This is a genomic window from Parvibaculum sp., assembly GCF_045863935.1.
In the GTDB taxonomy this organism is placed as follows: Bacteria; Pseudomonadota; Alphaproteobacteria; order Parvibaculales; family Parvibaculaceae; genus Parvibaculum.
In genome coordinates this window covers 1-20,465 of the sequence record NZ_BTVP01000004.1, presented here as the reverse complement: position 1 = coordinate 20,465, position 20,465 = coordinate 1, and the positions used below count along the sequence as shown (strand labels likewise).

Genomic DNA, 20,465 nt, shown 5'->3' with positions numbered 1-20,465 from the left:
CTCAGTCGATTTCCAGGTCGTTCATATCCGAATGGGGCTGCGCGGCGGCCGTCCGCTTCTGGTGATACCGATAGCGAAGCACAGCCACCGGGATTGAGGCGAGATAGATCGCACCCAGGCCGGTGAAAGCAATCCAGGGATAATTGAGGATGATGGCCGCGCTCATGCCGACGAGCAGGAGCACCGGCAGCACCATGTCGCGGCGGATGCGCAGCCCCATGCGCTTGCCCGAGAATGTCGGGATCTGGCTCACCATCAGGAATGCAATGACGAGGACGAGCGCGGCGATGAGAAGCGGCGTCTCCTTGACCCATTCAACGCCGATGAAAGAGAGATAGAGCGGCATCATGACAAGACCGGCGGCTGCGGGAGAAGGCACACCGACGAAGTAGTTCCCGGCCCAGACCGGTTTGTCGGGATCTTCAAGCGCCACATTGAAACGGGCAAGACGCAGCGCGCAGCAAACGGAAAACCCGAGTACGGCGATCCAGCCAAGTCCGCCAATATCCCCCAGAGACCAGAGATAAAGGATCACGACGGGCGCAACACCGAAATTCACAAAATCGGTAAGCGAGTCGAGTTCCGCACCGAAGCGCGTGGAGCCGCGCAGCATGCGCGCGATGCGGCCGTCCAGCGCGTCGAAAACCGATGCGATGATGATTGCGGCAACCGCCGCTTCGAAACGGCCTTCGATCGCAAAGCGGATGGCGGTGAGACCCGCGCAGAGGGCGAGAACCGTAAGCGAATTCGGAACGATGGTGCGCACCGGCAATTGCGAAAATTGCCGCGTGCGGCGCTCGCGCATGGTCTCGGTCGCCCGAAAGCCCGGACCGGGGCGCGGCTCGAAGGGTGGTATGGACCCAGCCATCAATTCAATCCTTTACGGTCAAAGCCCGCATCCATTTCCTAGAGATGATGCGGTTCGACGGAGATCGAGTCCGCCAGTACCGTCTCGCCCGCGATTGCCGTCTGACCGACCGCGACGAGGGGAATGGCGCCTTGCGGCAGGTAGACGTCGAGCCGGCTGCCGAAACGGATAATACCGAAGCGTTCGCCTGCCGCGAGATCGTGTCCCTCGCGGACGTCGCAAACGATGCGTCGCGCCACAAGGCCGGCAATCTGCACGACGACGATCTGCTCACCATCCGCACGTTCGATCAGCAGCGAATTGCGCTCATTGGCATCGCTGGCCTTGTCGAGATCGGCATTGAGAAAAAGCCCCGGCCGATAGGCCACGCGTTTCACCTTGCCCGCGACCGGCGACCGGTTCACATGGCAGTTGAAGACATTCATGAAGATGCTGACGCGCGTGCGCGTCATATCGCCAAGGCCGAGTTCCTCCGGTGGAGAGGCTTCGGTGATCATGTTCACGACGCCGTCGGCCGGACTGATGACGAGACCTTCCCGGGATGGGGTCACACGGTCCGGGTCGCGGAAAAAATAGAGACACCAAAGCGTCAGGATGACGCCAATCCATCCGAGCGGATTCCAGATCAGGAAAAGCACGACGGTGACCGCGGCGAAAATGAGCACCCAGCGGTGTCCTTCGCGATGTATGGGCGTCAGGATCGAAGTAATGCTGTCCATAGAACTTGTCTCGGCCTCTTGTTACCCGCAGTCGCCGGGCTGTGATTTCAGCGGAGTGTAACCCGGCACAAGGCCCGGGTTAAGCAAATCCGGGATCGGCGGCGGCGGGCGCCAATCCGCGCTCTTCCGGCTCCCCGCTCTCCCCGTTCGCGGCGAACTGCCGCGCCTCGTCGTCACCCTTCTCTTCCGTCTCGCGCTGACGGTTCCACATGGCAGCATAGGCCCCGCCCAGCGCCAGCAGCTCTTCATGGCGGCCACGCTCCACTACTCTGCCATGGTCCAGGACCAGGATTTCATCCGCATCCACGACTGTCGAAAGACGGTGGGCGATAACGAGCGTCGTACGGTTCTGCGATATCCGCCTCAACGCCGTCTGGATGTCCTTCTCGGTATGCGTGTCCAGCGCCGACGTCGCTTCGTCCAGCAGAAGGAGCGGCGGATTCTTCAGGATCGTCCGCGCAATCGCGACGCGCTGTTTCTCGCCTCCCGACAGCTTCAACCCCCGCTCGCCGACGCGCGTGTCGTAGCCCTGCGGCAGGCGTTCAATGAAACGTCCAATCTGAGCGAGTTCCGCCGCCGCGCGAACCTCCTCGTCGGTTGCATCGGGGCGTCCGTATCGAATGTTGTAGCGAATGGTATCGTTGAAAAGAACCGTGTCCTGCGGAACCATGCCGATGGCCGCACGCAGACTGTCCTGGCGGACGTCGCGTATGTCCTGTCCGTCAATTCGCACCGCCCCTTCCGAAATGTCGTAGAAGCGAAAGAGGATGCGGGCAATCGTCGATTTGCCCGCACCCGAAGGTCCGACGATCGCGAGGGTCGCGCCGGCCGGCACGCGAAAGGAAACGCCGTCGAGAATGCGGCGGTCGCGGTCATAGTAGAAACTTACATTGTCGAAGACGATTTCGCCGCCGGAAACCTCGAGAGCTGCAGCATCCGGCTTGTCCCTGATCTCGGCGGGAACCTGCAGCAGATCGAACATGGTCTCCATGTCGATCAATGCCTGCCTGATTTCGCGATAGACCGTGCCAAGAAGATTGAGCGGCTGATAGAGCTGGATCAGATAGGCGTTGATCATCACGAAGGAGCCGACGGTGAGCACCCCTTCCGCGATGCCATTTGCCGCCATCAACATGAGAATGGTGAGCCCGCCGCTGAAAATCAGCGTCTGGCCGGTGTTCAGTACGGAGAGAGACGTCGCGGTCTTGATGGCGGCGCGTTCATAACCCTCCATCGAACGGTTGAAGCGTCGCGTCTCATGCTCCTCGTTACCGAAATACTTGACCGTCTCGTAGTTCAGAAGACTGTCCACGGCCTTGGTGTTCGCCTCGGTGTCGAGGTCGTTCATCTCGCGGCGAAAGCGCGTGCGCCACTCCGTCACGGAGAAGGTGAAGGCCATGTAGACGATGACCGTGACGGCCGTGACGACCGAGTACCAGATGTCGAAAGCGTAGGCGAGAATGACGCAGACGAGCGCGAGCTCGATGATCGTCGGCACGATGTTGAAGAGCGAGAAGCGCAGCAGAAAATCGATGCCCTTGGTGCCGCGCTCAATCACGCGCGAGAGGCCGCCGGTGCGCCGCTCCAGATGAAATCGCAGAGACAATGCATGCAGATGGCGGAACGTTTCGACCGCGAGTTCGCGCACGGCATTCTGGCCGACCTTCGCGAAAATCGCGTCGCGAAGCTGCGCCAGCGCGATCATCATGATGCGGCCGACGCCATAACTCACGATCAGCATGACGGGCACGATGATGGCGGCCTCGGCTACCGTTTCGGGCGAGAGGGCGTCCACCGCTTCCTTGTAGAGAAAGGGGACGTAGACCGTGATGCCCTTTGCGGCGATGAGTGCCACCATCGCCAGGACGACACGCAGGCGCAGGTCCGTCCTGCCCTGTGGCCAGAGCCGAGGCAACATGTTCGCGAGCGTCCGCGCCGCATTGCGGCGGACGTTCGGCGCCTTGCCCGTTACAGGATCGGGGCCGTCTCGCGAGGCATGCTTCAGGCCGGGTGACATCGGTTGCAGGGTCTCCGCTTCGGCAGCCGCGCACAAGGGGCAGCATCGCCAATGCATTCGCGTACAAGCAAACGCCCCGTCCGGGAGCCCGGACAGGGCGTTAATCCATACACTAGATAAGCCTATTCAGGCCGGGGACAAGATTTTTCAGCGGCCCTGCGCCGGCGTCTCGAATATCTGCCCCGGATAGATGAGGTCCGGGTCGCGGATCTGGTCCTTGTTGGCTTCGTAGATGACCGTGTAGCTGAAGCCCGAACCGTAGATTTGGCGCGCGATATTCCAGAGGTTGTTGCCCGGCTGGATCACTACCCTGCCCTCCTTGAGAGCGGCGAGGACGGCTGACGGTTCGCCCCGTTCGAACGGCACCTCGACACGGCCGACCACCCGGCCTTCCTCGTCTACCTGGTCCACGCGAAGGGCATATTGGCCGGGCGCAATGTCCGCATCCGGGCTCACTTCCCAGTGGCCCGTTTTGTCCGCTCGGGTCTCTCCGACGAGTTCTCCGCCGACATAGATGCGGACGGCGGCGCCGGCGTCGGCGCGGCCGGAAATGATGACGTTACCCTTCTCGTCGTAATCCACAGTCTCGAGGACAAGACTGCCCGCATCCGAGGGCACGCCGGGGCCCTGGAGCACCTTGCTCGCCTTGCCGGGCTCGCTGCGGACGACGAGCGTCTGCCCGTTCTCGTCTTCGGGCACCGACACCGTCACGACCTGCTTGCTGTCCTTCGTACTGCCGTCCGGGTTGATGGCAGTGAGGCGGAGCTCGACGGAGCCGGGTTTCAGAGGCTCTTCGAGGACGGCAACCCATTCGCCATTGCCGTCGGCGACCGTCTCGGCAACGATTTCGCCGTTCGCCTTGAGCTGGATGCGGGCACCGGGGAGCGAACGCCCCGCGGCAAGGGTCGACCCATCGCGCTCCACGCGAACGATGTCGAAGGTCGGGATGGAGGGGTCTTCCTGCTCGTCGCCGGGTTCGGCCGTATCGGCCGGCGCCTCGGCGATCACCTCGGAGGGTGCGGGTTCCGTGTCGCCCCGCAGAAAGAACCACCAGCCGCCCACGAGAAGAAGAAGCGCCACGACGAAGGCGCCGACAATTGCCCCGATTTTCATCTTCCTGTTTCCTTCCCCGATGTGGCTGTGCCGAAACGGAACAGTGCCCCACTATCAACCTATTCTACCGCGTAACTTGCAATTACGGCACCAATGTGAAACCTCGCGGGTGAGCCAGCGATCCACAGAAATCAAGGATGACCCTCCTTCCATGAAGCTCAAAAGCGTTTGTGTCTATTGCGGTTCCAGCACGGGGAGCGATCCCCTGTTCATGGAGGCGGGCGACCGGTTCGGCCGGCTCATGGCGAAGTCAGGTGTGGAGCTCGTCTATGGCGGCGGCGGCATCGGCGTGATGGGCGCGGTGGCGAGGGCCGTGCTCGCCGAGGGAGGCCGCGTGACGGGCATCATCCCGAAGTTCCTGACGGAGGTGGAAGTCGAGTTCAAAGAGGTGAGCGAACTCATCGTCACCGAGAGCATGCATGCCCGCAAACAACTGATGTTCGAACGTTCTCAAGCCTTTGTGGCTCTTCCCGGAGGTATCGGAACGGTCGAGGAGACGATCGAGATGCTGACCTGGGCGCAGCTCGGGAGGCACTCGAACCCGATCGTGATCGCCAACCTCAAGGGCTTCTGGGAGCCGATGATCGAGCTTCTCGACCACATCATAAAGGCCGGGTTTGCCCGCTCGGATATCCGCCGCATCTATTCGGTGGTCGACCGGGTCGAGGATATCCTGCCCCGGATCGAAGCCTCCCTCTGAGGATAAAGCGGGGCGACTGTCACACGAATGTCACTCAACTGTCATAAACGACGCGGCGCGAAACCTATCCCCGGTTTGCGAGGGCGGCCGTGCGGCGCAGTTCGCGCTCGCGGCGCCATGTGCCGAACGAGAATATCCCCAGTCCAACCCAGATGAGGCCGAAGGTCATCGCCTGGACGGTGCCCAGCGGCTCTCCATAGAGGAGGACGGCGACGAGAAACTGCGTCGTCGGGGCGAGATACTGCATCAGGCCCAGGGTGGCGAGGCGGATGCGCTGCGCCCCGAAGGCAAAGAGGAAGAGCGGCACGGCCGTCATCGGACCCGTCAGTACAAGGAGGGTCCAGGTGAACCGGCTTCCATTGCCGAAGCTCGTGCCGCCATGGCCGGAGAGCCACCACAGATAGCCGAGCGCGAAGGGCAGCAGGACGAGCACCTCGACAAAGAGACCTTCGAGGGGCGTCGCGCGGGAGACTTTCCGCAGATAGCCATAGGCCGCGAAGCTGCCCGCAAGGTAGAGCGATATCCAGGGGAGCTGACCGAGATCGAAGGCGAAGATCGCCACGCCGATGGCGGCGAGCGCGACCGCGAGGATTTGCCCCCGCGACAGGCGCTCGCCGAGAAAGGCGACACCGAGCAGCACGCTCACAAGGGGGTTGATGTAATAGCCGAGGCTCGTCTCGACGATGCGCGCCTCGTTGATCGAATAGATGAAGACGAACCAGTTGGAGCCGATGAGAAGGCCGGTGCCCACCAGCGTCAGCATGGTACGGCGGTCGCGGAGCATGGCGATCAGTTCGGCATGGCGCGCGAGGAGGAAGATCATCGCCAGCGTCAGCACCACGCTCCAGACGGAGCGATGCGCCAGCACCTCGAAAGGCGGCACGTCCATCAACTGCTTGTAGAAGATGACGGAAAGGCCCCAGAGCAGATAACCGAGGCCCGCCGAGGCGACGCCGAGCGCGGCTTCGGCGGAGGCCGTTTCCGAGGCGGATTTCTGCACGTTTCTTCTCCCGCTGAATCGACCGGACGATTCCGCGGCTTCTTGTATCACGCCGGAGACCAATCGTCCGGGACACAAGAATGAGCGGTACTGTTTTCGCTCCAGCACTCGTTGCCGGGAGGCCCTGTGGATTGCCGCGCCTCGCTGATGCGAGGCTCGCAATGACGAGGTTGGGGAGGTGAAGCGGGCCGGCGCCGGCTTCGTCCCTTGAAGAATTCTTGCGAAGAGAGACGCCGTGTTCCACGGCTTCTGGACCCCCGGGTCAAGCCCGGGGGTGACGTACTTTCTTTGAGGTATCCCTCAGACGCCCGCACTTTCCTTGCGGTTATGCGTTTGCGGGGCCGGGGCGCCGTCGCGGAGGAGTTTCCAGGTGATCGAATCCGTCAGCGCCTGGAAGGAGGCGTCCACGATGTTGGGCGAGACGCCGACCGTGAACCAGCGGTTGCCCTTCCCGTCCATGCTTTCGATCATGACGCGGGTGACGGCCTCGGTGCCGCTTGTGAGGATACGCACCTTGAAGTCCGCGAGGCGAAGATCCTCGATATAGGGCGAGTATTTGCCGAGGTCTTTTCGCAGCGCCTGATCGAGCGCGTTGACCGGACCGTTGCCCTCGCCGACCGAGATCAGCTTTTCGCCATCGACCACGACCTTCACGGTGGCTTCGGAGACGGTGACGAGATCGCCCAGCGCGTTGTAGCGGCGCTCGACGAGCACACGGAAGGACTCGACGTCGAAGAATTCCGGCACCTCGCCGAGGATGCGGCGCGCGAGCAGCTCGAAGGAGGCTTCCGCGCCGTCATAGGAATAACCGAGGAACTCGCGTTCCTTCACCTCGTCGAGCAGGCGGCCGATGCGGCGGTCCTTCGGATCGAACTCGATGCCCGCTTCTTCGAGGCGCGCGAGGATGTTGGACTTTCCAGCCTGATCGGAGACGGCGACCTTGCGCTTGTTACCGACGCTTTCGGGCGGCACATGCTCATAGGTCTTCGGGTCTTTCAGGATCGCCGAGACATGGATGCCCGCCTTGGAGGCGAAGGCGCTTTCTCCGACGTAAGGTGCGTAGCGATCCGGCGCGCGATTGAGCATTTCATCGAGCGTGCGGGAGACATGGACAAGGCTTTTCAGGCGCTCAAGGCTGACGCCGATCTCGAAGCGATCCGCATAAAGAGGTTTCAGCAGCAGCGTCGGGATGAGCGAGACCATGTTGGCGTTGCCGCAACGCTCGCCCAGACCGTTCAATGTGCCCTGTACCTGGCGCACGCCCGCGCGGATGGCGGCGAGCGAATTCGCGACGGCGTTTTCCGTGTCGTTGTGGGCGTGGATGCCGAGCTTTTCGCCGGGCACGCCGGACGCGATGACCTCGCCGACGATGCGTTCCACCTCGTCCGGCAGGGTGCCGCCATTGGTGTCGCAGAGGACGGCCCAGCGCGCGCCGCTATCGAGCGCGGTCTTCACGCAGGAAAGCGCGAATGCCGGATTTGCCTTGTAGCCGTCGAAGAAATGTTCGCAGTCGATCAGGGGCTCGCGGCCGCGCGCGGCCACGGCCTTCACGCTGCCGGCGATGCTTTCGAGGTTTTCCTCGTTGGCGATGCCAAGCGCGACGGCGACATGAAAGTCCCAGCTCTTGGCGACGAGGCAAACGGCATCCGTATCCGCGTCGAGCACGGCGGCGAGGCCCGGATCGTTGGAGGCGGAGCGCCCTGCCCGTTTCGTCATGCCGAAGGCGGTGAACTTCGCATGACCGAGCTTCGGCTTGTCGCCGAAGAAGGCCGTGTCGGTGGGGTTCGCACCGGGATAACCGCCCTCGATATAGTCGAGGCCGAGTTCATCGAGCAGACCCGCAATGAGGCGCTTGTCCTCCACGCTGAAATCGACGCCCGTCGTCTGCGCGCCGTCGCGCAGCGTGGTGTCGAAAAGGTAGAGGCGCTGTTTCTTTTCAGCTTTTGGGGACTTGCTCATGGTTTCGTTGCCTTCGATCCGCTTTCCCTCTTCCACCCTCCCCTTGAGGGAGGGTCAAACGGCTGCAAGCCGTTTGGGGAGGGGTTGCCGCATAAATAACTATCGCCTTCGTCAGCTCGTTCAGCACCGCATCTCAGAGCCCCCGCCCCGAAATTTGCGAGAGCAAATTTCGACCCTCCCTCAAGGAAAGACAGAACGCCATCGGCCGCCAAACATCCGCGACTCCCGCCGCCGACCGGTCCGTTTCACAATGTATTGCAAGCGTGCTTGTACGGCGGCGGCGGATAAAAATCAGCCGCTAATAATCAGACCCTGAACGATCGGGAGAGCCGGGTTCATGCCGGTATCCTCGCTGGCCGCCGTTGAAATAATCCAACGAAATCAATCCGTCAGACCCTTGAGACGGGCTTGCGCCCGGTCCCGTCCGATGAGAGGTAGCAGGTTTTTGAGTTCCGGTCCATGCGTGAGGCCGGTGAGCGCGAGGCGGAGCGGCATGAAGAGCGCCTTGCCCTTGCGGCCGGTGGCGGATTTCACGGCATCGGTCCAGATGCCCCAGGTGGCCTCGTTCCACGGCTCCGGCGGGAGGACGGCGGCGGCGGCGGCGGCGAAATCCGGCTCCTCGATCACCGGCGCGACCGGCCCCGTGACGACGCGCGCCCAGTCCGCCGCGTCGGCGAAGAGGACGATGTTCGGCTTCACGGCATCCCAGAAGTCCGCTCCGAGATCGCAGCCGAGCGCGGCGAGGCGCGGCTGCATGGCGGCGTAAGGCATGAGGTGCAGGCTGGCGGCATTGACGCGGGCGAGGTCCGCCGGGTCGAAGCGGATGTCGGCGCGGCCGAGGCGCGAGAGGTCGAAGCCCGAGGCGAGTTCGTCGAGCGAGAGGCAGGGCTCGACCGGGTCCGGCGTGCCGAGGCGGGCGAGAAGCGCATTCACGGCCATCGGCTCGTAGCCGGCCTCGCGGAGCGCGCGCAGCGAGAAGCGCCCGGCATCGTCGCGCTTGGAGAGCGGCTTTCCTTCCGGCCCGTTCAGCAGCGAGTAATGCGCGAAGGCCGGAGGCTCGGCGCCGAGCGCGCGGATGATCTGGATCTGGACGCCGGTGTTGGTGATGTGGTCCGAGCCGCGAATGACATGCGTTATCGCGAAGTCGATGTCGTCGACGATGCTCGGCAGCGTGTAGAGGAAGCGGCCATCCTCGCGGATGAGCACGGGGTCCGAGAGCGAGGCGCCGTCGACCTCGACATGGCCCTGGATCATGTCCTCGAAGGCGGTGTGTTCGTGGTCGAGCCTGAAGCGCCAATGGGGCTTGCGGCCTTCGGCTTCGAGGGCGGCGCGGTCCTCGTCCGTGAGATCGAGCGCGGCGCGGTCATAGACGGGGGGGAGGCCGCGGGCGAGCTGGCGCTTGCGGCGGCGGTCGAGCTCGGCGGCGCTTTCATAAGCGGGATAGAGGCGGCCTTCGCTTTTCAGTTTCTCCGCCGCTGCCTCGTAGGCCGCGAGGCGTTCCGACTGGCGGGCGAAGATGTCATGCGTCAGGCCGAGCCAGCGCAGGTCCTCTTTGATCGCGGCGGCGAATTCGGGCGTCGAGCGTTCGTCATCGGTGTCGTCCATGCGGAGCATGAACCTGCCGCCATTCTTCCGTGCAAAGAGGAAATTGAAAAGCGCGGCGCGGGCATTGCCGACGTGGAGACGGCCCGTGGGCGACGGGGCGAAGCGGACGGTGACGTTCGAGGGGGCGGTCATGATGCGAGCGCCCAAAATGGATCGTCATGGCCCGGCTTGTCCGGGCCGTCCACGTCTTTGTGGACAGCCGAAAAGAAGACGTGGATGGCCCGCATAAAGCGGGCCATGACGGTTTTTGGGACGGTTTTTGGGGGAGTTCTGTGAATGACGGCTGGTTCTACGCCCCCGCCCCAAACGGCTTTCAGCGGTTTGACTGGCCCTTCGCTTGCACTCCGGGCGTTCGGTGCTTGAAAAGGTCCACTGGACCTTTTCATTTGCTGACGCAAACCGCCCCTCACCCCCGAGGGGAGGGTGGGAAGCAGGGTGTCATGCGCGATGCCGCTCATATGTCCTGATCCCGGAAGCCGTTCACGATCGGGTAGCGGCGGTCGCGGCCGAAATTGCGTGTCGTGACCTTGACGCCGGGGGCGGCCTGGCGGCGCTTGTATTCCGAGATGTAGAGAAGATGCTCGACGCGCTTCACGAGGTCGCGGTCGTGGCCGCGATCGACGATGCCGCGCACCGACATTTCCTCTTCGACGAGACAATGCAGAATGTCGTCCAGCGCCTCGTAGGGCGGGAGCGAATCCTCGTCCTTCTGGTCGGGACGCAGCTCGGCGGAGGGCGGACGCGTGATGATGTTCTCCGGAATTACCCTGCCCTTCGGCCCCAGACATCCTTTCGGCATGTTCTCGTTGCGCCAGCGGGCCATGCGGAAGACGCGCGTCTTGTAGAGATCCTTGATCGGATTGAAGCCGCCATTCATGTCGCCATAGATGGTGGCATAGCCGGCCGAGACTTCCGACTTGTTGCCCGTCGTCAGCAGCATGGAACCGAACTTGTTGGAGATCGCCATGAGGATGACGCCGCGCGCGCGGGACTGGAGGTTCTCCTCCGTCGTGTCGGCCTGGGTGCCCTCGAAGAGTTTTTCGAGGGCGGAAGTGAAGCCCGTGACGGGTTCCTCGATCGGCACGATGTCGTAGCGCACGCCGAGAAGTTTCGCGCATTCGGCCGCATCGCCGAGGCTTTCCGGCGAGGTGTAGCGGTAGGGCAGCATGACGCAATGGACCTTGTCCGCGCCGAGCGCATCGACGGCGATGGCGGCGACTAGTGCACTGTCGATGCCGCCGGAGAGACCGAGGACGACGCCGGGGAAGCGGTTTTTCGTGACGTAGTCGCGCAGGCCCTGCACCACGGCGAGATAGAGCGCTTCGTCGCCCTCCTCTATCGCCGCGCGCTCGCCGGTTGCGCAGACCCAGCCCTTCGCCTCGCGCGTCCAGTCCGTACAGACGATCTTTTCTTCCCAGGCCGGCATCTGGATGGGGAGCGAGAGGTCGGCATTCAGCACAAAGGAGGCGCCGTCGAAGACGAGTTCGTCCTGCCCGCCGAGCTGGTTCACATAGGCGAGCGGGAGACCGCTTTCCTTGATGCGGGAGACGGCGAGGTTCATGCGCGCGTCGAACTTGTTGAAGTCGTAGGGCGAGCCGTTGGGGACCAGCAGCATCTCGGCACCGGACTCTTCCAGACATTCGACGACATCGGGGAACCAGATGTCCTCGCAGATGGGAACGCCGATGCGGACACCGCGAATGTCGAAGGGGCCGGGCATGGGGCCCTCGTCGAAGACGCGGGGCTCGTCGAAGACGGAATAATTCGGCAGGTGGACCTTGGCGCGGTAGCCGCGCACCTCGCCATGATCGAGATAGAGGACGGCGTTGAAGAGCTTGCCGTCGTCGGCGAGCCAGGGGCAGCCGATGAGCACGGCGGGGCCGCCATCGACCGTCTGGCGCGCAAGGTCGACCGCGGCGGCGCGGGCGGTGCGCTGGAAGGCGCCCTTGAGCACGAGATCCTCCGGCGGGTATCCGGTGAGGAAGAGTTCGGAAAAGACGATGAGATCCGCGCCCGCGATCTCCGCCTCGCGACGGGCCTCGACGGCCTTCTGGAGATTGCCTGCGATGTCGCCCACGACGGGGTTCAACTGGGCAAGGGCGATGCGGAGCTTGTCGGTCATTTTACAAGTAGATCCGGGCAGTTATGTCCCAAGGATATGGGGATTCGGCCTCGCGGTTTTAGCCGTTGAAGGACGCACTCACAATAGTTCAGGCATGAACGGCGGAAAGGGGCATTCCGGGGTGCGCCGCCCGGCGGCTGGGGATAGGCTCCCTCTCCATCACGACATTCCCAAGCGGAGGAGAGACCGATGACCGTCAACCGCCAGATCCTGCTGACCGAAACCCCGCAGGGGAAACTTGCCGAGAGCCATTTCAAGTTCTTCGAAGGCAAGGTGCCCGAGGCGAAGGACGGGGAGCTGCTCGTGCGCACGAAGCTCATTTCGCTCGATGCGGCGAACCGCGCCTGGATGCAGGGCGCGACCTACCGCTCGGCGGTGGAAGCGGGAACGGTGATGGCGGGCGGCTCGGTTTCGGAGGTCGTCGAGGCGAAGGCGCCGGGCTTTGCCAAGGGCGACCTCGTGTTCACCGATACGGGCTGGCAGGACTATGCCGCCGTGCCGGCGAAGAGCGCGCAGAAGCTGCCGAAGATGGAGCCGCTCTCGCACCTGCTCAGCGTTTACGGCATTGCGGGGCTGACGGCCTATTTCGGGCTCCTCGAAGTGGGCAAGCCGAAGGCGGGCGACACAGTGGTCGTGTCGGCGGCGGCGGGATCGGTCGGCACCATCGTCGGGCAGATCGCGAAGATCAAGGGATGCACCGTCATCGGGATCGCGGGCGGGACGGCGAAGTGCAAGCTGCTCACCGACGAACTCGGCTTCGATGCCGCCATCGACTACAAGGCGGAGCCTGTGGGCAAGGCACTCCGGAAAGCGGCGCCGAAAGGCATCGACGTCTATTTCGACAATGTGGGCGGCGACATTCTGGAGGCGGTGCTGTTCGGCATGAACAATTTCGGCCGTATCGCCTGTTGCGGGGCGGTGTCGCAATATGACGGCGCGGCGCCCGCGCATGGGCCGCGCGGCATACCGGGGCTTATCGTCGTGAAGCGCATCACCATGCAGGGTTTCATCGTGACGGACTTCATGGACAAGCACGAGCGGGCGCTGGCCGAGCTTCAGGGCTGGGTCGCGGCCGGCAAGATCAAGGTGAAAGAGGACATCATGGAGGGGCTCGAGAACACGCCGAAGGCGCTGATCGGGCTGCTGGCCGGCGACAATGTGGGCAAGCGCATGGTCAAGGTCTCCTGAACCCCTCCAGATTGCATTTATTCCACCGGATTGGCCCTTTATCGCCGAACTGCGCGCTTTCGCGCGACGGAAGCGTCGCCTTTCCCCGTTATAAGTAGCGGGACGACGAGAAGAGGCAGGCAGGCCGATGGGCTATGAGAGCGACGCGAGAGATGGCACGAACGGCGCGGGAGCGCTTTCCCTTCCCGAAAGGTTGAGGGAGCATTGGCTGGCGCTGCCCAGCCTTGCGCGCTGGGGCGCCGCCGGTGTCGCGGCTCTTGCCGCCCTGTGGATCGCCTATGGCTCGCTTTTCGGCGGCGAAAGCGTCAGCTACCGCACGGCGACGGCGACGCGCGGCATTATCGAGCAGACGGTGACGGCGCTCGGCGCGCTGCAACCCAAGGACTATGTCGATGTGGGCGCGCAGGTCTCCGGACAACTGAAAAGCGTCTATGTGGAAATTGGCGACCATGTGAAGGGGGGCGACCTTCTCGCCGAAATCGACGCCAAAACCTACGAGACGGAACTTGCCGCGGCGCGCGCAAGACTCGTTCAGCTCGAATCCGAACTCGCGGGCTCGCAAGCCGAATTCACGCTTGCGCAGCGGCAGTACAAGCGGAACCTCGATCTCGCGAAGATCGACGCGGTGAGCCGCGACGACCTCGACACAACGGAGACCGCGGTGAAAACGATCGCGGCGCAGATCGGCTCGCTCAAGGCGCAGATCGAACAGCAGAAGTCCACCGTCGAGGGCGCGGAAGTCAATCTCGGCTATACGAAGATTTATGCGCCGATGACCGGCACGGTGACGTCGCAGACGGCGCTGCAAGGCCAGACGCTGAATGCAAACCAGACGGCGCCGACCATCCTGACCATTTCGGACCTCAACACCATGACCGTGGAAGCGGAAGTGGCAGAAGCCGATGTCGGCCGCCTCGCCGAAGGCATGCCGGTTTATTTCACGACGCTCGGCGCCGCGAATGAGCGGTGGCGCTCCACCGTGAGGCAGGTTCTTCCAACACCGGAAATCGAAAACGACGTCGTGCTCTATACGGTGCTCATCGACATCGCCAACCCCGACGGCAAGCTGATGAAGGACATGACCACGCAGGTCTTCTTCCTTCTGGGCGAGGCGCAGGACGTGGTGACCGTTCCCGTCGGCGCGGTGAGCGAGGGAGCGGACGGCAAGGCATATGTGACCGTGATGACGGAAAACGGCCCGCGCCCGCGAGAGGTCGATGTGGGCCTTGCCAACCGCGTCAGCGCGGAAATCAAAAGCGGGCTCGACGAAGGCGAAACGGTGGTGACGGGCGTCGTGTCCGGAACGGAAAGCGGCACGGCAAGCACGCGCCGCATGCCCGGTTTCCTGTAGGGAGCCACGCATGCACGCCCCCACCCCCAAAAGCGCCACGCCACTGATCGACATTCGCGATGTGACGAAAGTCTACCGCACGGGCAGCGCGGAGGTGCGCGCGCTCGACGGTGTGTCGCTGACGATAAGGCGTGGCGAGTTCGTCGCCATCATGGGGCAGTCGGGCTCCGGAAAATCGACGCTGATGAATATTCTCGGCTGCCTCGACCGGCCGACCCAGGGACACTACGAGGTCGCTGGAACGGACGTTGCTTCCTTGACCTCCGACGATCTGGCGACGCTCCGCCGCGATACGTTCGGCTTCGTGTTTCAGCGCTACAACCTGATCTCGACCATGACGGCGGCCGAGAACGTGGAGCTACCCGCGATCTATGCCGGCATGACACGGAACGATCGATCCGAGCGGGCGAAGGCACTGCTCGACCGCCTGGGCATGGGCGATCGCATCGCGCACAAGCCGACCGAGCTTTCAGGCGGCCAGCAGCAGCGTGTCTCCATCGCGCGGGCGCTGATGAACGGCGCGGATGTGATCCTCGCCGACGAACCGACCGGCGCGCTCGACACACAGAGCGGCGCGGACGTTCTGAAGGTGCTGAAGGACCTCAACACCGAAGGACACACCGTCATTCTCATCACGCACGATCCGGCGGTCGCCGACTATGCGGACCGGAGTATCCAGATCAGCGACGGGCGCGTCATCTCCGACACAGGCGCGAAGGCGGCGACGAACTTCGCCGCGTCCGACGAGGGCCCGACGCGGCGAAACGCCATGCCGTTTCAGGCGGAAGTAACGGAAGCCGTGAAGATGGCGTTCCGGTCGCTTCGCGCCAATATCTTCCGCACGGCGCTGACGCTGCTCGGCGTGGTAATCGGTGTGGCCGCGGTCGTCGTCATGCTTGCGATCGGCGACGGCAGCAAGGCGAACATCGTGAGTTCCATGCAGAGCATGGGCACGAATCTGCTGGTGATACGCCCCGGTGCGCCCGGCGTGCGGTCGAGCGGCGACATCGCGACACTGGTGGCTTCCGACGCGGAGGCGATCCTCGATGTGTCGAACGTCGTGGCGGCGACGCCATCGCGGAGCACCTCGACGACGCTGCGTTACGGCAATGTCGACTACCGGACGCAGGTCGAAGGGACATGGCCTTCGCTCACGGATGTGCGCGACTGGAACATGGCAGATGGCGGCTTCTTCACCGAGGCGGATCTCAACGGTTATGCACCCGTCATCGTGCTCGGGCAGACAGTCGTGAAAGCCCTTTTCCCGGACGGCAGCAGCCCGGTCGGGAAATACGTTCTCGTCGGCAATATTCCCTTCGAGGTCGTGGGCGTGATGGAAGCGAAGGGCGCGGCCGCCTTCGGACGCGACCAGGACGACGTCGCCTTCGTGCCGCTTACCACCGGCTTCATGCGGCTTTTCGGGCAGCAATTCGCCGACTCCATCACGGCGAAAGTGGCGAACGCGGATATCGTGGACGCCACCGAGGAGGCCATTCACACGCTGCTGCTCGCGCGGCACAGGACGGAAGACTTCCAGATCCGCAATACGGCCTCGATGCTCGAGACGCTGGAAAGCATGTCGAACACGATGACGATCCTGCTCGGGTCGGTGGCGGCGATCTCGCTTCTCGTCGGCGGCATCGGCGTGATGAACATCATGCTCGTCAACGTCACCGAGCGGACGCGCGAGATCGGTCTGCGCATGGCGACGGGCGCGCGGATGAACAATATTCTTGTGCAGTTCAACACGGAGGCGCTGGTCGTCTGCGGCGTGGGCGGGCTCATCGGCGTTCTTTTCGGGCTTTCGACCGCGCTCGCGCTTTCGGGCCTCGGGCTCAATATCGCGATCAATCCCATGCCCTCCGCGCTCGCCTTTAGCTGCGCCTTTCTGACGGGGCTCGTGTTCGGCTATCTGCCCGCTCGCAAGGCGGCGCTGCTCGACCCCGTGGTCGCGCTGTCATCGGAGTGAGGAGCAGTGGCATGAAAGAAGCAATGAACAACACGCAGAGGCCCGTGGATCCCGGCTTTCGCCGGGATGACACTTTCGGTTTTGGCCGGCTCCGCCGGATCGCCCTACCCTTGCTGACCGCAACCGCCCTCGCCGCCTGCACGATGGCGCCGGATTACGAGCGACCCGCCGTCGATACGCCGCAGGGCTATGCCTCCGCGCAGCGGCCGGCCGGCATGGACGTCGCCGGGGACACGCAATGGTGGACGGCATTCGGCGATCCGGAGCTGACGCTGCTGATGCAGACGGCGCTGGCACGCAACCTCGACATCGAACAGGCGCTGGCGCGCGTCGAACAGGCGCGCGGGGCGGTACGGACGGCGGGCGCGAGCCTGTTGCCGCAGGTGGAGGGGAGCGGAAGCGCGGCGCGCAGCGACACGCGCGGCGGATCGAGAAGCGACAGCGCGAATTTCGGTCTTTCGGCAAGCTATGCGCTCGACGTATGGGGCCGCTACCGCGACGAAGCGCGTTCGGCGACGCTGTCACTGGAAGCAACGCAATATGACAAGGAGAGCACGGCGCTGATCGTGCAGTCGGAGGTGGCGACGACCTATTTCACGATCCTGACGCTGAAGGACCGGATCGCGATTGCCGAGGATTCGCTGAGAGCCGCACGCGACACGCTCGACATCGTGGAGGCGCGCTACAAGGCGGGCAGCATTTCCGGCCTCGACCTTGCACAGCAGCGCAACACGGTGGCGACCATTGAGGCGACACTTCCCTCGCTTCGCTCGGAACTCGCGGCGAACGAGAACGCGCTCGCGATCCTCGTCGCGACAACGCCCGGACGTTTCAGCGTTGAGGGCGAAACGCTCGACAAGGTGGTGCTGCCGGCGATCGCAGCGGGGCAACCATCCACGCTGCTTGAGCGGCGGCCCGACATCAAGAGCGCGGAGGCTTCGCTGAAAGCCGCCAATGCCGATATCGGCGCGGCGCGGGCGGCCTTCTTTCCGAGCCTCGACCTCTCGGCCTCGCTGACACGGAGCTTCGCGACGGCAAGCGCGGCGGAGACAGTCAGTTCCATCGGCGCCTCCCTGCTGGCACCGATCTTCTCCGGCGGCACGCTGGAAGGAAACCTGCAATCGGCGAAGGGACGGCAAGCCGAATTTGCCGCGAACTACAAACTCACCGTGCTCACCTCGTTCTCCGAAGTCGAGAATGCCCTCACGACCGTGGAGACGACGGCGGCGCGCGAGACCTCGCTCAACATCGCGGCGGAGGAAGCGGGCAAGTCGTATGAGCTTTCGCTGGCGCGCTACCGCGCGGGCGCGAGCGACCTGCTCTCGGTGCTCGACGCGCAGCGAAGCTGGCTTTCGGCACGGGACAGCGCGGCAACGGCGCGGCTCGACCGCTACGGCTCGGCCATCGATCTCTTCGTCGCGCTGGGCGGCGGCTGGAAGAACTGAGGCATCGTTCAGTCCTTCACAACCTGTTGTTCAGACGCGGGCGGGGCTTTGCTTTCACCTGCCCGCAAAGGCGGCTAGTCTCCCCTCAACGAAAACACGAATAGGTGGAGGAGAGCCATGATGAACCTGACCTCGAAGGAAATTCGCCTGAAGGCGCGGCCCATCGGCATGCCGAAGGAGAGCGATTTCGAACTGGCGACGACGGAAGCGCGCCAGCCCGGCGAGGGCGAGGTGCTGGTGCGGAACATCTGGATGTCGGTGGACCCCTATATGCGCGGGCGCATGATGGACCGCGAGAGCTATGTGCCGCCGTTCCAGATCGGCAGTCCGCTGGAAGGCGGCGCGATCGGCCAGGTGGTCGCATCCAAGAGCGACAAGCTGAAAGTGGGGACTTATGTGAACCACATGCTGGGCTGGCGCGAATTCGCGACGGCGGCGGCGGCAGGCTTCACGCCGGTCGATCCGGCGCTTGGGCCCATCGAGGCCTTTCTCGGCGTGCTCGGCATGCCGGGGATGACGGCATGGGCCGGGCTCTTCAAGGTGGCGGAGCTGAAAGACGGCGAGACGGTATTCGTCTCCGCCGCGTCGGGCGCCGTGGGCTCCGTGGTCTGCCAGCTTGCGAAGGCGCATGGCTGCTATGTTGTGGGCTCGGCGGGCTCCGACGACAAGTGCAAGTGGCTGACAGAGGTCGCGGGCATCGACAAGGCGATCAACTACAAGACCTGCGGCGACCTGACCAAGGCCGTGAAGGACGCTTTCCCGAAGGGGATCGACGTTTATTTCGAGAATGTGGGCGGCAAGCATCTCGAAGCCGCCATCGAGTCCATGCGGCCGAACGGACGGGCGGCGCTGTGCGGCATGATCGAACAGTATAACGACACCGAGCCGCGCCCCGGCCCGACGAACCTCATCCAGATCGTCGGCAAGAGCCTGCGCCTGCAGGGCTTCATCGTTTCCAACTATTTCCAGCACATCGGCGAGTTCTACGCCGAGATGGGTCCGCTCATCAAAGGCGGAAAGATGCACTGGGAGGAGACGGTGGAAGAAGGCATCGAGAATGCGCCGAAGGCCTTCCTCAATCTCTTCAAGGGCGCGAATTTCGGCAAGATGCTGGTGAAGATCGGGCCGGACAAGGCGGTGTAAGCGTTCCGCACTCTCGATGTCATTGCCGGGCTTGACCCGGCAATCCAGAGCAACAAAGCTCGGAGCCAATGGCTCCTGGATGCCCGGGTCAAGCCCGGGCATGACATTTTGGGGATGAGAGAGCCAAGGAGGAGACCACATGCCGACAAAAGCGAAGCGATGGGTGCTGGCGTCGCGGCCGGAGGGGAAGCCGCGGGCGGAGAATTTCCGGCTGGAGGAGACCCGGCTACCGGAACTCGGTGAGCATGAAATCCTGATCCGCACGGAACATCACTCCGTCGATCCCGGCATGCGCGGGCGGCTTTCGGGCGACAGCTACACGGCGGCGCTGCCTCTGGGTGAGACCATCGACAGCGCGATGGTGGGCGTAGTCGAAGCATCCAGGAACGAGAAGTTCAAGGTGGGCGACCGCGTGACCGGCGGTTTCGGCTGGGTGACGCACGCGATCTCGAACGGGCGCGGCGTGCAGGTGCTCGCACCTGAGATGTTTCACGGGAAGCTGCGGCCGACGGCGGCCATCGGCGTGCTCGGCATTCCGGGCCTCACCTCCTATTTCGGATTGCTGGAACTCGGGCAACCGAAAGAGGGCGACACGGTGCTGATTTCGTCGGCCGCCGGGCCGGTGGGCGCGACCGCAGGGCAGATCGCGAAGATGAAGGGCTGCCGCGTTGTCGGCATCGCGGGCTCAAAGGAGAAGTGCGATTACGTGACGGGGCTCGGCTTCGACGCCTGCTTTTCCTATCGGGGCGCGGATTTGCGCGCGGCAATCGGGGAGCACTGCCCGGACGGCGCCGACATCTATTTCGACAATGTGGGCGGCGAAATGCTCGACGCGGCGATCCTCAACATGAAGGAGCATGGGCGGATCGTCATTTCGGGCCAGGTGAGCGAGTATAACCGCGCCGATGACGAGCTTGTGGGCATCCGCAACGTGACGCGCTTCATCACGCACCGGCTGCGGATGGAGGGGCTGGTGGTGTTCGACTATTTCAAGCGCTTCCGCGAGGCGCAGGCCGAGATGGCCGGGTGGATCCATGAAGGGAAACTTCAGTATACCGAAGATGTCTCCGAAGGGATCGAGGGATCGGCGGCGGCCTTCATCGGGCTCTTCGAGGGAGAGAATTTGGGACGACGGCTGATCAAGGTGAGTTGATCAGGCGCGAACCAAATCTCTTACCATCGCACGCGAATTTGCCAAATAGGTAGCCAGAGTGACCTGCGCCCCAAGTTTCATCCAGTCGGAAGTAGAGTCTCGTGACCATTTGA

15 protein-coding genes are annotated in these 20,465 nt (G+C 63.7%); 7 read left to right on the top strand and 8 right to left on the bottom strand.

What is annotated here, in order from left to right; all coding sequences use genetic code 11:
- Position 1: 1 nt before the first annotated feature.
- The 4 genes from pssA to ACKUUH_RS02750 form a co-directional block, all read right to left on the bottom strand.
- Positions 2–868: a CDP-diacylglycerol--serine O-phosphatidyltransferase gene (pssA, locus tag ACKUUH_RS02765; RefSeq protein WP_407948328.1), complete on the bottom strand. Its 867-nt coding sequence runs from the start codon at positions 866–868 to the stop codon at positions 2–4.
- Positions 869–906: 38 nt separating this feature from the next.
- Positions 907–1,587 (bottom strand): phosphatidylserine decarboxylase, encoded by a 681-nt coding sequence (locus tag ACKUUH_RS02760; RefSeq protein ID WP_407948327.1) that lies wholly within the window; start codon positions 1,585–1,587, stop codon positions 907–909.
- 79 nt (positions 1,588–1,666) lie between these two features.
- The gene (locus tag ACKUUH_RS02755) at positions 1,667–3,604 is read right to left on the bottom strand and encodes an ABCB family ABC transporter ATP-binding protein/permease (RefSeq protein ID WP_407948326.1); all 1,938 of its coding nucleotides are present in this window, start codon (positions 3,602–3,604) and stop codon (positions 1,667–1,669) included.
- Between the two features lie 147 nt (positions 3,605–3,751).
- Positions 3,752–4,717, bottom strand: coding sequence for a LysM peptidoglycan-binding domain-containing protein (locus tag ACKUUH_RS02750; RefSeq protein WP_407948325.1), 966 nt, complete (start codon positions 4,715–4,717; stop codon positions 3,752–3,754).
- 151 nt (positions 4,718–4,868) lie between these two features.
- Here ACKUUH_RS02750 and ACKUUH_RS02745 point away from each other — a divergent pair, with 151 nt between their 5' ends.
- A complete protein-coding gene (locus ACKUUH_RS02745; RefSeq protein ID WP_407948324.1) occupies positions 4,869–5,417 on the top strand; it encodes a TIGR00730 family Rossman fold protein in 549 nt (182 codons plus the stop codon).
- A 64-nt stretch (positions 5,418–5,481) separates the two neighbouring features.
- Here ACKUUH_RS02745 and rarD read toward each other — a convergent pair whose 3' ends face one another.
- The 4 genes from rarD to ACKUUH_RS02725 all read right to left on the bottom strand — a co-directional run bounded on the left by rarD (position 5,482) and on the right by ACKUUH_RS02725 (position 12,103).
- Positions 5,482–6,417 carry an EamA family transporter RarD gene (gene rarD, locus ACKUUH_RS02740; protein WP_407948323.1) on the bottom strand — a complete coding sequence of 312 codons (936 nt, stop codon included), beginning with the start codon at positions 6,415–6,417 and terminating at the stop codon, positions 5,482–5,484.
- A gap of 300 nt (positions 6,418–6,717) precedes the next feature.
- Entirely contained in the window at positions 6,718–8,376 is a 1,659-nt protein-coding gene (gene cimA, locus ACKUUH_RS02735) for a citramalate synthase (protein WP_407948322.1), read from the bottom strand.
- Positions 8,377–8,757: 381 nt separating this feature from the next.
- Positions 8,758–10,113, bottom strand: a complete 1,356-nt coding sequence (gltX, locus tag ACKUUH_RS02730) for a glutamate--tRNA ligase (protein WP_407948321.1) — start codon at positions 10,111–10,113, stop codon at positions 8,758–8,760.
- A gap of 322 nt (positions 10,114–10,435) precedes the next feature.
- Positions 10,436–12,103 carry an NAD+ synthase gene (locus ACKUUH_RS02725; RefSeq protein WP_407948320.1) on the bottom strand — a complete coding sequence of 556 codons (1,668 nt, stop codon included), beginning with the start codon at positions 12,101–12,103 and terminating at the stop codon, positions 10,436–10,438.
- 189 nt (positions 12,104–12,292) lie between these two features.
- Between ACKUUH_RS02725 and ACKUUH_RS02720 the strand changes: the two genes are divergently transcribed.
- The 6 genes from ACKUUH_RS02720 to ACKUUH_RS02695 all read left to right on the top strand — a co-directional run bounded on the left by ACKUUH_RS02720 (position 12,293) and on the right by ACKUUH_RS02695 (position 20,352).
- Positions 12,293–13,291, top strand: a complete 999-nt coding sequence (locus ACKUUH_RS02720; protein WP_407948319.1) for an NADP-dependent oxidoreductase — start codon at positions 12,293–12,295, stop codon at positions 13,289–13,291.
- 127 nt (positions 13,292–13,418) lie between these two features.
- Complete coding sequence (locus tag ACKUUH_RS02715) at positions 13,419–14,642, top strand: efflux RND transporter periplasmic adaptor subunit (protein WP_407948318.1); 1,224 nt, start codon at positions 13,419–13,421, stop codon at positions 14,640–14,642.
- Positions 14,643–14,652: 10 nt separating this feature from the next.
- On the top strand, positions 14,653–16,611 hold the full coding sequence (locus ACKUUH_RS02710) for a MacB family efflux pump subunit (protein WP_407948317.1): 1,959 nt from the start codon (positions 14,653–14,655) through the stop codon (positions 16,609–16,611).
- Positions 16,612–16,622: 11 nt separating this feature from the next.
- Complete coding sequence (locus ACKUUH_RS02705; protein ID WP_407948316.1) at positions 16,623–18,056, top strand: efflux transporter outer membrane subunit; 1,434 nt, start codon at positions 16,623–16,625, stop codon at positions 18,054–18,056.
- A 117-nt stretch (positions 18,057–18,173) separates the two neighbouring features.
- On the top strand, positions 18,174–19,199 hold the full coding sequence (locus ACKUUH_RS02700; protein WP_407948315.1) for an NADP-dependent oxidoreductase: 1,026 nt from the start codon (positions 18,174–18,176) through the stop codon (positions 19,197–19,199).
- A gap of 139 nt (positions 19,200–19,338) precedes the next feature.
- Positions 19,339–20,352: an NADP-dependent oxidoreductase gene (locus ACKUUH_RS02695; protein ID WP_407948314.1), complete on the top strand. Its 1,014-nt coding sequence runs from the start codon at positions 19,339–19,341 to the stop codon at positions 20,350–20,352.
- Positions 20,353–20,465 lie beyond the last annotated feature (113 nt).

Coding starts and splice junctions, on each gene's coding strand:
- ACKUUH_RS02705 (WP_407948316.1), top strand. CDS start 16,623: ATGAAAGAAGCAATGAACAACACGCAGAGGCCCGTGGATCCCGGCTTT.
- ACKUUH_RS02710 (WP_407948317.1), top strand. CDS start 14,653: ATGCACGCCCCCACCCCCAAAAGCGCCACGCCACTGATCGACATTCGC.
- ACKUUH_RS02695 (WP_407948314.1), top strand. CDS start 19,339: ATGCCGACAAAAGCGAAGCGATGGGTGCTGGCGTCGCGGCCGGAGGGG.
- ACKUUH_RS02755 (WP_407948326.1), bottom strand. CDS start 3,604: ATGTCACCCGGCCTGAAGCATGCCTCGCGAGACGGCCCCGATCCTGTA.
- ACKUUH_RS02745 (WP_407948324.1), top strand. CDS start 4,869: ATGAAGCTCAAAAGCGTTTGTGTCTATTGCGGTTCCAGCACGGGGAGC.
- ACKUUH_RS02720 (WP_407948319.1), top strand. CDS start 12,293: ATGACCGTCAACCGCCAGATCCTGCTGACCGAAACCCCGCAGGGGAAA.
- ACKUUH_RS02750 (WP_407948325.1), bottom strand. CDS start 4,717: ATGAAAATCGGGGCAATTGTCGGCGCCTTCGTCGTGGCGCTTCTTCTT.
- ACKUUH_RS02760 (WP_407948327.1), bottom strand. CDS start 1,587: ATGGACAGCATTACTTCGATCCTGACGCCCATACATCGCGAAGGACAC.
- gltX (WP_407948321.1), bottom strand. CDS start 10,113: ATGACCGCCCCCTCGAACGTCACCGTCCGCTTCGCCCCGTCGCCCACG.
- ACKUUH_RS02715 (WP_407948318.1), top strand. CDS start 13,419: ATGGGCTATGAGAGCGACGCGAGAGATGGCACGAACGGCGCGGGAGCG.
- ACKUUH_RS02725 (WP_407948320.1), bottom strand. CDS start 12,103: ATGACCGACAAGCTCCGCATCGCCCTTGCCCAGTTGAACCCCGTCGTG.
- cimA (WP_407948322.1), bottom strand. CDS start 8,376: ATGAGCAAGTCCCCAAAAGCTGAAAAGAAACAGCGCCTCTACCTTTTC.
- ACKUUH_RS02700 (WP_407948315.1), top strand. CDS start 18,174: ATGATGAACCTGACCTCGAAGGAAATTCGCCTGAAGGCGCGGCCCATC.
- pssA (WP_407948328.1), bottom strand. CDS start 868: ATGGCTGGGTCCATACCACCCTTCGAGCCGCGCCCCGGTCCGGGCTTT.